Origin of the sequence: Streptomyces sp. NPDC048504 (genome assembly GCF_043200035.1) — a bacterium.
GTDB lineage: Bacteria > Actinomycetota > Actinomycetes > Streptomycetales > Streptomycetaceae > Streptomyces.
In genome coordinates this window covers 459985-473639 of record NZ_JBICXA010000001.1, presented here as the reverse complement: position 1 = coordinate 473639, position 13655 = coordinate 459985, and the positions used below count along the sequence as shown (strand labels likewise).

The 13655-nt window shown below is 71.0% G+C and carries 12 protein-coding genes; 4 read left to right on the top strand and 8 right to left on the bottom strand.

Annotation, left to right across the window (positions count from 1 at the left end; all coding sequences use genetic code 11):
- Window positions 1-62: 62 nt before the first annotated feature.
- The 6 genes from pyrE to ACGFY9_RS02190 all read right to left on the bottom strand — a co-directional run bounded on the left by pyrE (window position 63) and on the right by ACGFY9_RS02190 (window position 5440).
- On the bottom strand, window positions 63-611 hold the full coding sequence (gene pyrE / locus ACGFY9_RS02215) for an orotate phosphoribosyltransferase (protein WP_393751053.1): 549 nt from the start codon (window positions 609-611) through the stop codon (window positions 63-65).
- A gap of 10 nt (window positions 612-621) precedes the next feature.
- Window positions 622-1410, bottom strand: a complete 789-nt coding sequence (locus ACGFY9_RS02210; RefSeq protein ID WP_393751051.1) for an aldose 1-epimerase — start codon at window positions 1408-1410, stop codon at window positions 622-624.
- Between the two features lie 44 nt (window positions 1411-1454).
- Complete coding sequence (locus ACGFY9_RS02205) at window positions 1455-2321, bottom strand: SRPBCC domain-containing protein (RefSeq protein WP_393751049.1); 867 nt, start codon at window positions 2319-2321, stop codon at window positions 1455-1457.
- A 168-nt stretch (window positions 2322-2489) separates the two neighbouring features.
- Entirely contained in the window at window positions 2490-4091 is a 1602-nt protein-coding gene (locus ACGFY9_RS02200; protein WP_393751048.1) for a polyamine aminopropyltransferase, read from the bottom strand.
- A 114-nt stretch (window positions 4092-4205) separates the two neighbouring features.
- Complete coding sequence (locus tag ACGFY9_RS02195; protein ID WP_393751046.1) at window positions 4206-4742, bottom strand: DUF2617 family protein; 537 nt, start codon at window positions 4740-4742, stop codon at window positions 4206-4208.
- A 389-nt stretch (window positions 4743-5131) separates the two neighbouring features.
- The gene (locus ACGFY9_RS02190) at window positions 5132-5440 is read right to left on the bottom strand and encodes a hypothetical protein (RefSeq protein ID WP_393751044.1); all 309 of its coding nucleotides are present in this window, start codon (window positions 5438-5440) and stop codon (window positions 5132-5134) included.
- Between the two features lie 129 nt (window positions 5441-5569).
- Here ACGFY9_RS02190 and ACGFY9_RS02185 point away from each other — a divergent pair, with 129 nt between their 5' ends.
- Both ACGFY9_RS02185 and ACGFY9_RS02180 read left to right on the top strand, forming a co-directional pair.
- Window positions 5570-6763: a pyridoxal phosphate-dependent aminotransferase gene (locus ACGFY9_RS02185; protein ID WP_393751042.1), complete on the top strand. Its 1194-nt coding sequence runs from the start codon at window positions 5570-5572 to the stop codon at window positions 6761-6763.
- Between the two features lie 331 nt (window positions 6764-7094).
- Window positions 7095-9101, top strand: coding sequence for a hypothetical protein (locus ACGFY9_RS02180; protein WP_393751041.1), 2007 nt, complete (start codon window positions 7095-7097; stop codon window positions 9099-9101).
- A 111-nt stretch (window positions 9102-9212) separates the two neighbouring features.
- Here the strand turns inward: ACGFY9_RS02180 and ACGFY9_RS02175 are convergent, their stop codons facing one another.
- On the bottom strand, window positions 9213-9746 hold the full coding sequence (locus ACGFY9_RS02175; RefSeq protein ID WP_393751039.1) for a YbjN domain-containing protein: 534 nt from the start codon (window positions 9744-9746) through the stop codon (window positions 9213-9215).
- Between the two features lie 108 nt (window positions 9747-9854).
- Here ACGFY9_RS02175 and ACGFY9_RS02170 point away from each other — a divergent pair, with 108 nt between their 5' ends.
- A complete protein-coding gene (locus ACGFY9_RS02170; protein ID WP_393751037.1) occupies window positions 9855-10313 on the top strand; it encodes a hypothetical protein in 459 nt (152 codons plus the stop codon).
- A 31-nt stretch (window positions 10314-10344) separates the two neighbouring features.
- On the opposite strand, the gene clpB is transcribed toward ACGFY9_RS02170, so the two are convergent.
- A complete protein-coding gene (clpB, locus tag ACGFY9_RS02165) occupies window positions 10345-12942 on the bottom strand; it encodes an ATP-dependent chaperone ClpB (RefSeq protein WP_393751036.1) in 2598 nt (865 codons plus the stop codon).
- 120 nt (window positions 12943-13062) lie between these two features.
- Here clpB and ACGFY9_RS02160 point away from each other — a divergent pair, with 120 nt between their 5' ends.
- On the top strand, window positions 13063-13500 hold the full coding sequence (locus ACGFY9_RS02160) for a pyridoxamine 5'-phosphate oxidase family protein (RefSeq protein WP_393751034.1): 438 nt from the start codon (window positions 13063-13065) through the stop codon (window positions 13498-13500).
- Window positions 13501-13655 lie beyond the last annotated feature (155 nt).

The following is a 13655-nucleotide window of genomic DNA, read 5'->3' as shown; positions in this document are numbered from 1 at the left end:
TGGGTGCGACGTCATCGTCGGCCCCATCCTTCCAGACGCGGCCGCATGCTGAGAGTGGGCGGTCAGTCCAGGCCCAGCTCGTCCTTGGAGTAGGCGAAGAGATACGGAACTCCCGCGCCCTGCTCGATCTTCTCGGCGGCACCGGTCGCCCGGTCCACGATGGTCGCGACGCCGACGACCTCGGCACCGGCAGCACGCACGGCCTCGACCGCGGTGAGCGGGGAGTCGCCGGTGGTGGAGGTGTCCTCGACGACCAGGACCCGGCGGCCCTTGATCTCGGGGCCCTCGACCTGGCGCTGCATCCCGTGCGCCTTCGCGGCCTTGCGGACGACGAACGCGTCCAGCTTCCGGCCCCGCGCGGCGGCGGCGTGCAGCATCGACGTGGCGACCGGGTCGGCGCCCATGGTCAGCCCGCCGACCGCGTCGAAGTCCAGGTCGGCGGTCAGGTCCAGCAGCACCTGCCCGACGAGCGGGGCGGCCTCGCCGTCGAGGGTGACGCGGCGGAGGTCGATGTAGTAATCGGCCTCCAGCCCCGACGACAGGGTCACCTTGCCGTGCACCACGGCCTTGTCCTTGATCTGCTGCAGCACCACGCCGCGTACGTCCGTCATGCCGCCCAGCTTAGAGGCGGGTCCACGCCCAGGTCATCGTGGCTTCCAGCGGCTCGATCGGGGTGACCAGGCGGGGCAGGGTGTTCAGGCCGTCCGGCGGGCCGGTCTGCGGTTCCACGCACACGGCGGCCTCCTGCTCGTCGTAGACGACGACCCACTCCTCCGGGCTGGTCACCTTCAGCTCCAGCTGCCCCGGCCAGGTCAGCGTGACGTCGACGCCGCCGGGCATGCCGAAGCAGTCGTCCCAGGGGCCCGGCCTGCGGTCGATGCGCTTGCCGGTGGGGAGGTGGTCGTCGCCGCGCTCCTCCTGCCAGGCGGGGCTGAAGTCGACGGTCACATCCTCGCCGCCGAGGTTGCGGTGGAACCACGGGTGCCAGCCGATCTGCGCCGGGAAGGAGTCGTCGTAGGCCTCGACCGCCATCGTGAGCGTCAGGGAGTCCGCGGTCAGCGCGACGGCCTGGGTGACGCGGCCCGGGTGGGGCCAGGGCTCGACCAGGTCGTACGTGATGACCGCCTCGTCGGACGACCTGCGGGCGGTGCGCCAGGCGCCGTCGCGGACCGTGCCGTGGATGGCGTGCGGCGGGGAGTTGAGGGGCATCTGGCGGACGGTCGTACCGTCGCGGAAGCGGCCGTCGCGGATCCGCCCGCACCAGGGGACCATCGGGAAGCACCCGAACCGCTCGCCCTGGCGCAGGAGTTCGGTGCCGCCGACGCGGAGCCCTCCGATACGGCCGCCGTTGCCCGGCTGCACCGTCACTTCCGCGTCGCCCGCGGTCAGCGTGATCTCTTCGTCACTCACGGCACGACCCTACTGGGCGGATCAAGAGGGCGAACGGCAACCCGTCAACGGCGTTTGCGCAACACCCTGTTGACCACGATCGCCGAGGCCACGATCACCGCCGCCGCGGGGGCCGCCCAGCGGAGGGTGGCGTTCGTCGACACGGTCTGCGGGGCGGGGACGGGGGCGTAACGGCCGCGCGGGGGCGCGTGGTCGACCTCCTCCGCGCTGCGGCCGATCATCGTGCGGCGCGCGTGGGCGGCTTCGGCGGGAGGTTCGGAGGTGTCGGCGAAGGTCTCGGAGACGTGGGGTCCGGGTTCGTCCAGGCCGCCGATGTCGCCCGCGGGGTCGTCGATGTCGTCGATGTCGTCGATGTCGTCGGGCTCGTCGGCCAGCGGGTCCAGGGGCTGAGCCGGAACCTCGGTGTCCAGCGTCTCCAACATGGCGGTGGGGTCGGCGAGTTCGGCCGGACCCGGTTCCTCCGCTCCCTCTTCCCCTTCCCCATCCGCTTCCGCTTCCGCCCCCAGGTTCTCCGCGAACCGGTCCAGCAGCCTGGTCACCGCCGACCTCACCGCGTCCGGCGCCAGTTCGGTGATCCGGCCGTCCGCCGTCGCCGTACCGTCGAAGACGAGGGTGGAGCCGCCGTCGGATGCGCGGACGCGCAGCGTGAGCGCGAGTTTCACGGAACCGGTGCCGCGGGCCTCGGTCGCGTCGCCCTCCACAGCGTACGTACCGTCGTCCTGGGCGGAGACGCGCACGGCACCCCGGTAGGTGACGGAGTGGCTGCCGACGCGGACCTTCAGGCGTCCGGCGACGGGTTCGGTACCGGCGTCCTGCTGGAAGCCGGGGACGGCGCGGGCGACCCGGGCGGGGGCCGCGAGGGCGTCCCGCAGTCGTTCGGGGGTAACCGGAACGTGCACCTCATGCTCCATGCTTGCCGAGCCTACCTAGGTTGACCGGGGGTACACCTGCCGTTGCCCAGAAGTGCCTGCGTGTTGATGCGAGCGTCCCTGGGGGCTGCGCCCCCAGGCCCCCCTTCGGCCTGAACGGCCTCGTCCTCAAACGCCGGACGGGCTATCGGACACAGCCCCCGTGTGAGATCAGTACCGCGGATGCACCAACGTGGAAGCCGCCAGCCCCGGCACCCTCGTCCGCTCCGCCGCCCGTTCCTCGCTCGCCAGCCCCGGTCCCGGCTCCACCGGGGCCACCCCCCGGGTCGCCAGCACGAACCCCCAGTCCCCCGGAGCCCGAGACGTCCCGGTCGTCCGGTCGGGCCCCGCCGCGAACCCCGAGGCGCGGCCGCCCACCCGGTACGGAACGGGGTGGAGCCCGGCCGCGCGAACCGTCGAGACCACCGTCCAGAAGACATGGCGCCGGGAGGAGACGGGACCCGCGTGCACGACTAGGCGCCCCCGGCCGGTGAGGGCCCGCCGGGCGAGGCCGTAGAACTCCTGGGAGTACAGCTTCGTGCTGGCGGTGATGCCGGGGTCGGGGAGGTCGGCGACGACGACGTCGTACGTCCCCGGGCGGACCGCGCGCAGCCGGTCGAAGGGGTCGCCCGTACTCACGTGGACGCGCGGGTCGTCGTAGACGTGGCCGTTGAGGGCGGACAGGGCGGAGTCGTGGCGGGCCAACCGGACGACGCCCGCGTCGAGTTCGACGATGTCGACGCGGCGCACACCCCGGTGGCGCAGCACCTCGCGGGCGGCGAGGCCGTCGCCGCCGCCGAGGACGAGCACGCGCGCGTGGGGGCCGTTCATCGCGGGGGCGACGAGTGCCTCGTGGTAGCGGTTCTCGTCACGTCCGCTGACGCGGAGGCGGCCGTCGAGGAAGAGGTCGAGGGGGCGGCCGTTGTCGCCGCCGGTGAGGACGATCTCCTGGACGTCGGTCTGGAGCGCGACGCGGACGTCCTTGCCGTAGACCGCGTGCCGCGCGGCCCGTTCGAAGTCGTCGACCAGGACGGCGGCGGAGGCGAGCAGACCGAGGACGGTGAGGTTGGCGATGACCAGGAGCCAGCGGCCCCGGCGGGAGAGGTCGCGGCGGAACAGGCCCAGGACCAGGGAGCCGCCGGCGACCACGTTGACCGTGCCGGTGAGCAGGGTGCCGGTCAGCTGGCCCAGGAAGGGCAGCAGGAGGAAGGGGAACGCCAGGCCGCCGACCAGCGCGCCGACGTAGTCCGCCGCGAACAGATCGGCGACCGCACCCCCCGCGTCCTGGCGGCGGATCCGCTGGATCAGCTCCATCAGCAACGGAACCTCCGCGCCGATCAGCAGCCCGATGGCGAGCGAGAAGGCGACCAGGAGACAGCGCGGGCCCTGGGCCCACAGCCCGCCCCAGTTCCCGGTCCAGGCGAAGACCGCGTACAACGCCATCGCGCTGCATCCGCCGATCAGCGCGAGAGCCGCCTCGACCGCGCCGAAACCGGCCGCCGCGTGCCAGCGCAGCCGTTTCGCGGCGAGCGAGCCGATGCCCATCGCGAAGACCATGACGGAGAGGACGACGGACGCCTGGGTGACCGAGTCGCCGATCAAGTACGAGGCGAGGGCGACGAGTTCGAGTTCGTACACGAGTCCGCAGGCCGCGCAGACGAACACGCCCGCGAGCACCAGGAACCGGCCCGTGCCCGGCCGTACGGGCAGCCGCGCGGGGCCTGCCCACGGTGGCTGGGTACCCGGCCGGGCCGGCGCGTGCGGTTCGATCACGCTGCGACGTTACGTCACAAGACGGGCACGCTTCGTCACCCACACGTGTGGAATGTGTTTACAGCGACCGGGGTCGGTGTCGGCCGTACAGCCCGGACACGCGACCCCTACGGCTCACACCGGCGACGGCAGGGCATGGCCCACCGGCACTCGCACCCCCACCCGCGTCCGTGTCGCCACCAGTTGCCCGTCCTGCGGATACGCGTGCCAGGTGCGCCAGTGCACCTGGCCCTCGTGCCGCTGGGCGAGCATCGCGGTGAAGGCGTGCGGGCTGCCGGGGAAGACCCCGGCCAGGCCGTTGGGATGGTCGGCGACCAGGGCCAGCAGTTCCTGGGCACGGCCCGCGAACTGCCCCGGGGACAGCACCTCGACCCGGGCCGCGAACTCGTACTCCCAGTCGCCGACCCGCTTGGCCACCCCGAGCGGCAGCGGTGTGCTGGAACCCGGGATGCACGCGACCGTCTCCGAACAGCTGCCCCGCTCCTCGTCCAGGAGTACCTGGTGGGATGCGCCGAGCAGTCTCAACTGGAGCTTCGCACCGGCCAGTTCGAGATCGAGCGTGGCCAGAGCGGGAAGCGGCTCGCGCCCCAGGGTCCAGGCGAGGTCGGCCGCGCGCGTATCGGTGTAGGAGGTCTTCAGGGTCGTGAGCATGGATCGGCTCCGCTAGCACGCAAAGAAAGGGGAGGTGAGGAGAGGTGTGGGGGTCCGGCACACCTCGGCCGACACCGGGACATCGGCCCGGTCGGCCCAGTGAGGAGAAGGTGTCTGCAGGCGCCCGAGGGCTTGCGTTGGGGCTGCGTTGGCGATTTAGAGGGAATCATGAGCGGTGGCGCCACCACAGCGTTTTTACCCAACTTCGTGGGGTTTCCATCCCTCAGGGGGCTGCACAGCTCAACTGTTCAACCAGGGCGTACGCCCAGGCGTGTCAGGCGCACGCCGGAGCGCCCGCCGGGAACCGTCTCCCGACGGACGCCACGACCCCCTTACCATCCCCGTCGGCGGCGCTCGGCTGCCCCGTGTCAGCTGTCACCGCGTCCGGCTCAGCTGCCCCCGCCGCAGCCGCCCCCACCCCCGCAGGACGACCCCCCGCCGCACGACGAGCCGCCCCCGCAGGACGAGTGCCCGCCGCCACAGGAGTGGTGGCCCCCGTGGTGCCCTCCGGAGTGGCCGCCCGAGGACGACGAACCCCCGTCTCCGGCCCACCAGCTGCTGCTCGTACCGGCGGCGCTCCCGCCGTAGAGCCCGCTCCGGCGGCCCGGTCCCTTGCTGAGCTTGTCCCTGCGCCCCGCGCGGACGATCATTCCGATGAAGGCGACTGCGATCACCGCCAGGATGACGAAGAAGAACATGACGTCACCCTCCTTCCAGTTCCCCCGAAGCGGCCCCCCGTGGGCGCCCCGGTTGGTGCGTGAAGCAGGGATGCCCGGCCGTCTCACCTGCCAAAGCAGAGTTGAGGAAGTCCAGAGCTTGGGCGCAGGATGACGGGCATGACCTCCACCGCACGCCCCCTCCTCAACCGCCGGCTCGCCGAGTTCGGGACGACGATCTTCGCCGAGATGTCCGCCCTGGCCCTGAAGACCGGTTCGATCAACCTCGGCCAGGGTTTCCCCGACACGGACGGCCCCGAGGAGATCCGCGAGGCGGCGGTCCGCGCACTGCGCGACGGACGCGGCAACCAGTACCCGCCGGGCCCCGGCGTCCCCGAACTCCGCACCGCGATCGCCGCCCACCAGCAGCGCCGCTACGGCCTCTCCTACGACCCCGACGCCGAGGTCCTGGTCACGGCCGGCGCGACGGAGGCGATCGCCGCGGCGCTGCTGGCCCTGGTGGAACCCGGCGACGAGGTCGTCGCGTTCGAGCCGTACTACGACTCCTACGCGGCCTGCATCGCGATGGCGGGCGGCACCCGCGTACCGGTCACCCTGCGCCCCTCCGAGGGACGCTTCCGCCTGGACCTGGACGAGCTGCGCGCCGCCGTGACCGACCGCACCCGCCTCCTCCTCATCAACACCCCGCACAACCCGACCGGCACCGTCCTCACCCGCGAGGAACTCGCCGCCATCGCCGAACTCGCCGTAGAACGCGATCTGTTGGTGATCACGGACGAGGTGTACGAGCATCTGGTGTTCGACGAGGCCGAGCACATTCCGCTGGTGACGTTCCCGGGGATGCGGGAGCGGACGGTGTCGATCGGTTCGGCGGGCAAGACGTTCTCGTTCACGGGCTGGAAGGTCGGGTGGGTGACGGGGACGCCGGCGCTGGTGACGGCCGTACGGTCGGCGAAGCAGTTCCTGACCTACGTGGCGTCGGGGCCCTTCCAGTACGCCGTCGCGGAGGCGCTGGCGCTGCCGGACTCGTACTTCGACGCCTTCCGCGCGGACATGCTGGCCAAGCGGGACGTCCTGGCGACGGGCCTGGCGGAGGCCGGCTTCGAGGTCTTCCGCCCGGCGGGCACGTACTTCGTCACGACGGACATCCGCCCCCTCGGGGAGACCGACGGCTTCGCCTTCTGCCGCGCGCTGCCGGAACTCGCCGGTGTCGTCGCCATCCCGAACGCGGTCTTCTACGACCACCGGGAGGCGGGCGCGCCCTTCGTACGGTTCGCGTTCTGCAAGCGGGTGGGTGTGCTGGAGGAAGCGGTGGGCCGGCTTCACAAAGCGTTCGCGCGCTGACGCCGTCCCGCGGGAAGCCGGGGCGTGGGACGGGTTCGGTGGGGCGCGGCTCCGGGTGCGGGTGCGGGTGCGGGTGGAGCCGTGTCCGTGGCCCTCCCACTCCTTGGGACAAATCGCGAGGTTCTTGACACCCCATCGGGGTCCATTCAAGATCTTCACACTGCCGCCGCGCAGACCACCGACTCCCGGCCCCCGCAGGGTGGCTCGGGGACGGTCCGCGCTCCGCCTCTCGTTCCCGGGTCCGCCATGCGACCGGGCCCCGAGCGGAGGCCGCGGGCGGACGGCATCCGGCGCCTCCGCCGGGCCAGGGGGCAGGCCCAGGAGGAGAGACGTGGGTATATCCCGATCTGTCAGATCGCTCGCCGTTGCCGCGAGTGCCACGGTGCTGTGCGCCGTCGTGCCCACGTCGGTGGCCGTCGCGGACGACACCGGTGCCGTGATCACGGTCGACGGCATCTCCTCGGACGCCGGAGGCGACGGCACGGTCAGCGCCGGGCAGACGGTCACCGGCACGACGGATGTCACCTTCACGGTGCACGCGGACCCGGACGACCAGCCGACCCAGGCCGTGGTCGACATCGCCGGCAGCGGTGAATACCAGGGCACCGGCGCGGTCAGGCAGACCTTCACTCTGAGCCCGGGCGACTGCCTGCCCTCCTGCACCCTGCACGCGACCCTGGACACCGCCGCCACCCAGCAGTTCGGAGGCGCCACGAACGGAGTGGCCGCTCCGCTGGTGAACGACGGCGCGAACTCCCTCCACATCGAGGTGGACAGCCCCCGCCCGCGGACCGTCACGGCCGACGCCGCCGTCACCGTCGACAACGGGCGGCCGACCGTCACCCTGCCCGATCTGCCCGGCGCGGACGCCTGGAGCGGCCACCAGCCCGTGGGCCTGTCCGCGGACGGCGAGTTGTCCCTGCGAGCCACCGCGACCGGCGGCAACGGCGTCTCGCGCGTGCGGTACTTCAGCTCCAGCAGAGCCTGGCCCGACCCCGTCGACCTGACCGCCCCGGCAAGCGGCACGACGTGGACCACCGCACTGGACACGAGCGCGGTCCCGGCCGGCCTGTACGCCGGAGGCGTCTACGTCGTGGCCTACGACAAGGACGGCCGCGCGGGTTCCCCGGTCCGGGCCGACACCCTGGTCGACCACGGCTTCACCGTCACGCCGAAGCTCGGCACCGTCATCCACCCGGGCGAGACACCGGTGAAGGTGCAGTACGCGTACACGTCGCCGCTCGACAAGGCGTTCCCGTCCAACCTCAACTACGCCTACCCGGTCAGCACCACCGTGTCGGTCGACGGCAAGGCGCAGGCGACCACGCCGGTGGGCGCCTACGTCTACGAGGGCGACACCAGTGACTTCTACGCCGACCTCGGCCAACTCCCCTACGGCGCCCACACGCTGACGTTCGACACGGTCGACAACCGCGGCGCCCACGGCCGGGCGGACCTGCCGGTCAGGGTGGTGTCCGAGGTCGCGCCGGACTGGACGGACGGCTTCCAGGACTTTCCCGTGGCGGGCAGCGGCTGGAAGTTCGCCGCCACGACATCCGCGGCCGACGGCGTCAGCCGGGCCGAGCACTGGACCCTCGACGCCGACGGCACGACGTTCGCCACCGGCAGCTATCCCACCCAGCCCTCCGGCACCTGGAAGACCACCACCACCGGGGTGCACGACGTCACGCTGACCACCGTCTCCCAGTACGGCGACACCACCGTCAGCAGCATGCCGCTGCGCGTCCTGGCCGCCACGACGACCCAGCTGACCGGCCCGGCCACCAGCGGCTACGGCAGCAAGGCGACCTTCACCGCCACCGTGGCCCAGACCGGCGCGAAGCCCGCGGCGGGCGCCAAGGTCGGTTTCCAGTACAAGCGGGCGGGAACCACCGTCTGGAAGACCCAGGCGACCGTCACCGCGGACAGCACGGGCAAGGCCTCCTACAGCGCGACCGCCAAGTACAACGGCGCCTGGCGTGCCGTCACCGCGGCGAAGAACCTGACGTGGGCGTCCTCGACCAGCAAGACCCTGACCTCGCACGTCAAGGCCGTACTCACGGTCAGCAGGCCGGCCGCCAAGGCGGTCCACGGCAAGCCCGTGTCCTTCACCGCGCTCAGTTCCCCCTACGTCAAGGGGACCGCACTGCGCTTCCAGGCCCGCCAGAAGAACGGCACCTGGGTGACCCTCACCAGCGCCACCCTCTCCACCGGCGGCAGCGCCACGGCGAAGATCACTTTCTCCCGCGCGGGGACGTGGACGCTACGGGTCTACCGCCCGGGTACCACCGATCTGACGGACACGTACTCCTCGTCGTGGACGGTCAAGGTCAGCTGATCCGGCGGCGAAGCGGGTCCTGACGTAACGACGGCGCCCGTCCACAGGCTGTGGACGGGCGTCGTCGTTATGTTCGGGCAGGTAGTGCGGTACTGACGAGGACGACGAGGACTACTCCTCGTCGTCCTCAGGCTTCTCGACGGCCTCGTCGACGTCCTCGGTGAGGCCGAGCTGCTCGACGAGCCAGCGGTCGAACTCGATCGCCGCGCGCACCCAGCTGACCGTCGAGGACACGAAGTGGTTCAGGTCGACGCCGGTGCCGATCAGCATCTGCGCCTCACCGATGAGACGGACGGTGCCGTCGTCATGGGTGTGCGTGTAGACCTTGGGCCACAGGGTGCGTCGGTTCCAGTCGTCGATCGACTCCAGCAGCTGCGGCTTGACGTCGATGTCGTGCGGACGGTCGTAGAACGTCCGCACCGAGAAGACCAGCTGGTCGTCCTCACCGCGGAACATGAAGTACGTACGGAACTGCTCCCACGGCGCCGCGAGGTCACCCTCGTCGTCGACGACATACTTCAGCTCCATCTGGTCGAGGAGCTGCTTCACGAGGTCCTGATCCGGGACGACGGGGCCCGCCGGTCCTTGGGGGTTCGGCTCGGGCTGGCCCCCGAAGTTCGGAATCGAGGACGGGTCGATGCTCACCGTGTATTTCCCTTCGTACGGATTCCGCCATCCTCCCCCATGCGGGGAGGGGGGTGGCAACCCCTGACGGACCTGTCCGCCACGGGCTGACCGGATACGGTCATGCACATGCGGAAGGGGATGCGGTGGCTGCTGTGGGGGTTGTGGTCGATCTGCCTGGTCATCGTGGTGTGGGCGGGCTGGTGGTTCGTGCGGGCGATGCTCTACGCCGCCTCCAGTGACGACCCTCCCGACACCGTCCGCACAGTGGGCTGCGCCGAAGCCATGGACTTCTCCGGCGCCACCCTGCCCGAGGACACCCGGGACGAGGCCTGCACCTCGTACACCTGGCAGGGCCAGGCGTACGACGGCACCTTCCGCATGCCGCGCGCGGCGGTACGGGGCTGGCTGACCGAGTCGTTCCCGGACGGCGCGAGCATCCCCTGCGAGGCGGACGGCGACCTGTGCGTCCGCGTCGTCCACGACCCGCGCACGTCCGGCGCCTACGACGTGACGGTGAGCGTGCGCTACGAGGGCGGGTCCGCCGGGGACACCGCCCTCGTCACCTTCGACGCGAATTCCTACTGAGCGCCGGACGTCACGACCCGAACACCGGGCGTCACAGCGTCTTCCCGGTGGCCGGCCCCACGATCAGCCCGTCCCCGAACGCGTCCACCCGCACCGTGTCCCCGTCCTTGACCTCGCCCGCCAGGATCTCCTTGGCGAGCCGGTCGCCGATCGACGTCTGGACGAGGCGCCGCAGCGGGCGCGCCCCGTACGCCGGGTCGTTGCCGTTGTCGGCGAGCCAGGTCAGGGCCTCGTCGCTGATCTCCAGGGTGAGGCGGCGTTCGGCGAGGCGCTTGGCGAGGCGGCCGATCTGGAGCGCCGCGATACGGCCGAGCTCCTCCCTGTTGAGCGCCGAGAAGACCACCAGGTCGTCCAGCCGGTTCAGGAACTCCGGCTTGAAGGACGCCCGGACCACCTGAAGGACCTGCTCCTTCTTCTCGTCCTCGCCCGTGGTCTGGTCGATCAGGAAGTTGCTGCCCAGGTTCGAGGTGAGGATCAGGATCGTGTTGCGGAAGTCGACCGTGCGGCCCTGACCGTCCGTCAGCCGACCGTCGTCCAGCACCTGGAGCAGGACGTCGAAGACCTCGGGATGCGCCTTCTCGACCTCGTCGAGCAGGATCACCGAGTACGGGCGCCTGCGCACCGCCTCCGTGAGCTGGCCGCCCTCCTCGTAGCCGACGTATCCGGGCGGGGCGCCGACCAGCCGGGCCACGCTGTGCTTCTCGCCGTACTCCGACATGTCGATGCGGACCATGGCCCGCTCGTCGTCGAAGAGGAAGTCCGCGAGCGCCTTGGCGAGTTCGGTCTTCCCTACGCCTGTTGGGCCCAGGAAGAGGAACGAGCCGGTGGGGCGGTCCGGGTCCGCGATGCCCGCGCGGGTGCGCCGTACTGCGTCCGAGACCGCCTGTACGGCCTCTCGCTGGCCGATGAGGCGGCGGCCCAACTCCTCCTCCATGCGCAGGAGTTTCTGCGTCTCGCCCTCCAGGAGGCGGCCTGCGGGGATACCCGTCCAGGAGCCGACGACGTCCGCGATGTCGTCGGGGCCGACCTCCTCCTTGACCATCGTGTCCTTGGAAGCTTCCTCCTCAGCCTGCGAGGCCTCCTCCAAGTCCCTTTCCAGGGAAGGGATTTCCCCGTAGAGCAGTTTGGACGCGGTGTCGAAGTCGCCGTCGCGCTGGGCACGTTCGGCCTGGCCGCGCAGTTCGTCGAGCTTCTCCTTCAGCTCGCCGACGCGGTTGAGGGACTGCTTCTCCTTCTCCCAGCGGGCGTTGAGGCCGCGCAGCTCCTCCTCGCGGTCGGCGAGGTCGCGGCGCAGCTTCTCCAGCCGCTCGATCGACGCCGCGTCCGTCTCCTTGTCGAGGGCCAGCTCCTCCATCTTCAACCGGTCGACGGAGCGCTGGAGTTCGTCGATCTCGACGGGGGACGAGTCGATCTCCATGCGGAGACGGGACGCCGCCTCGTCGACGAGGTCGATCGCCTTGTCGGGGAGGAAGCGGGAGGTGATGTAGCGGTCGGAGAGGGTGGCGGCGGCGACCAGTGCGCTGTCCGCGATGACGACCTTGTGGTGGGCCTCGTAGCGGCCCTTGAGTCCGCGCAGGATCGCGATCGTGTCCTCGACGCTCGGCTCGGCGACCAGCACCTGCTGGAAGCGGCGCTCCAGCGCCGGGTCCTTCTCGATGCGTTCGCGGTACTCGTCGAGGGTCGTCGCGCCGACCATGCGCAGTTCGCCGCGGGCGAGCATCGGCTTCAGCATGTTGCCGGCGTCCATCGCGGAGTCGCCGCCGGCGCCCGCGCCCACGACGGTGTGCAGCTCGTCGATGAAGGTGATGATCTGGCCGTCGGAGTCCTTGATCTCCGCGAGGACGGTCTTCAGCCGCTCCTCGAACTCGCCGCGGTACTTCGCCCCCGCGACCATCGCACCGAGGTCCAGCGCGACCAGCCGCTTGTTCTTGAGGGACTCCGGCACGTCCCCCTTGACGATCCGCTGCGCCAGCCCCTCGACGACGGCGGTCTTGCCGACGCCGGGCTCGCCGATCAGCACGGGGTTGTTCTTCGTGCGGCGGGACAGCACCTGGACGACCCGCCGGATCTCCTGGTCCCGCCCGATGACGGGGTCGAGCTTGCCCTCGCGCGCGGCGGCCGTGAAGTCCGTACCGAACTTCTCCAGCGCCTTGTACTGCCCCTCGGGGTCGGGTGTGGTCACCCGGCGCCCTCCCCTGCTCTTCTGGAACGCGTCCAGCAGCTTCTTCGCACTGGCGCCCTGCTGGGAGAGTACGTCCCCGGCCGCGCCGCCCTTCGCGGCGATGCCGATCAGCAGGTGCTCGGTCGAGAGGTAGTCGTCGCCGAGCTCCTTCGCGCGCTCACCCGCGTCCGCGATCACCGCGAGCAGCTCGCGGCTGGGCTGCGGCGGCGCGACGGTCGACCCGGTCACGCTCGGCAGCGAGCCGAGCACCCGCTCGGCCCCGGACCGTACGGCGGCCTGGTCCGCGTCGACGGCCGCCAGCAGGTCGGTGATGTTCTCGTTGTCCTGCCCCTCAAGCAGCGAGAGCAGCAGGTGCGCCGGGGTCAGATCGGCGTGCCCCCCGGTCACGGCACGGTTGCTGGCCGCGTTGATCGCGTCCCGGCTCCTGTTGGTCAGCTCGGCGTCCACGTTCCGGTACTCCTCCTCCTACGACCTTCGTGCACGGAATGACACGGTCAACGTGCACAAAGTTGAGTCTATTCCACTCAAGGCAGTGGCGGGGCGGATCGAGGGGCTAAGTTCCGGGCCATGGCCACCCACCCGGTCGACCCGGGCGATCCCGACACGTCGTATCTCAGCTTCTGGCGGGAACGGCACCTGTGCACCCTCACCACCCTCCGCCCCGACGGCAGCCCGCACGTCGTCCCTGTCGGAGTGACATACGACCCGGAGGCACGGCTCGCTCGGGTCATCGCGAACAAGTCGAGCACGAAGGTGGCGAACGTCCTGGCCGCCGGACCCCAGGGCGCGCGGGTCGCCGTGTGCCAGGTGGACGGGCGGCGCTGGGCGACGCTGGAGGGCCGGGCGTTCGTACGCGTCGAACGCGACCGGGTCGCCGAGGCGGAGCGCCGGTACGCGGAGCGTTACGAGCGGACACCGTCGCCGAACCCGTCCCGGGTGGTGATCGAGATCGAGCTCACGCGGGCGATGGGAAAGGCGGTGGGGAAGACGCCGGGGAAAAGCTGAAGCGCCGATTTTCGGCCACCCGGGATCGGCCGATACCCGGAGATTTCGCACAAACTGCAGCGGCGGCACCCTGTTCAGGTGACGGTGACGCCGCGGGGGGGGGGATCACCCGAGCGCTGTTTTTAGTCGGGGGTATAGCGTGAGGCACAGCGGGG

Excerpts from the sequence above, each read along its gene's own strand:
- pyrE (WP_393751053.1), bottom strand. The coding sequence starts at position 611 with ATGACGGACGTACGCGGCGTGGTGCTGCAGCAGATCAAGGACAAGGCC.
- ACGFY9_RS02205 (WP_393751049.1), bottom strand. The coding sequence starts at position 2,321 with ATGGAGCATGAGGTGCACGTTCCGGTTACCCCCGAACGACTGCGGGAC.
- ACGFY9_RS02195 (WP_393751046.1), bottom strand. The coding sequence starts at position 4,742 with ATGCTCACGACCCTGAAGACCTCCTACACCGATACGCGCGCGGCCGAC.
- ACGFY9_RS02190 (WP_393751044.1), bottom strand. The coding sequence starts at position 5,440 with ATGTTCTTCTTCGTCATCCTGGCGGTGATCGCAGTCGCCTTCATCGGA.
- ACGFY9_RS02185 (WP_393751042.1), top strand. The coding sequence starts at position 5,570 with ATGACGGGCATGACCTCCACCGCACGCCCCCTCCTCAACCGCCGGCTC.
- ACGFY9_RS02170 (WP_393751037.1), top strand. The coding sequence starts at position 9,855 with ATGCGGAAGGGGATGCGGTGGCTGCTGTGGGGGTTGTGGTCGATCTGC.
- ACGFY9_RS02160 (WP_393751034.1), top strand. The coding sequence starts at position 13,063 with ATGGCCACCCACCCGGTCGACCCGGGCGATCCCGACACGTCGTATCTC.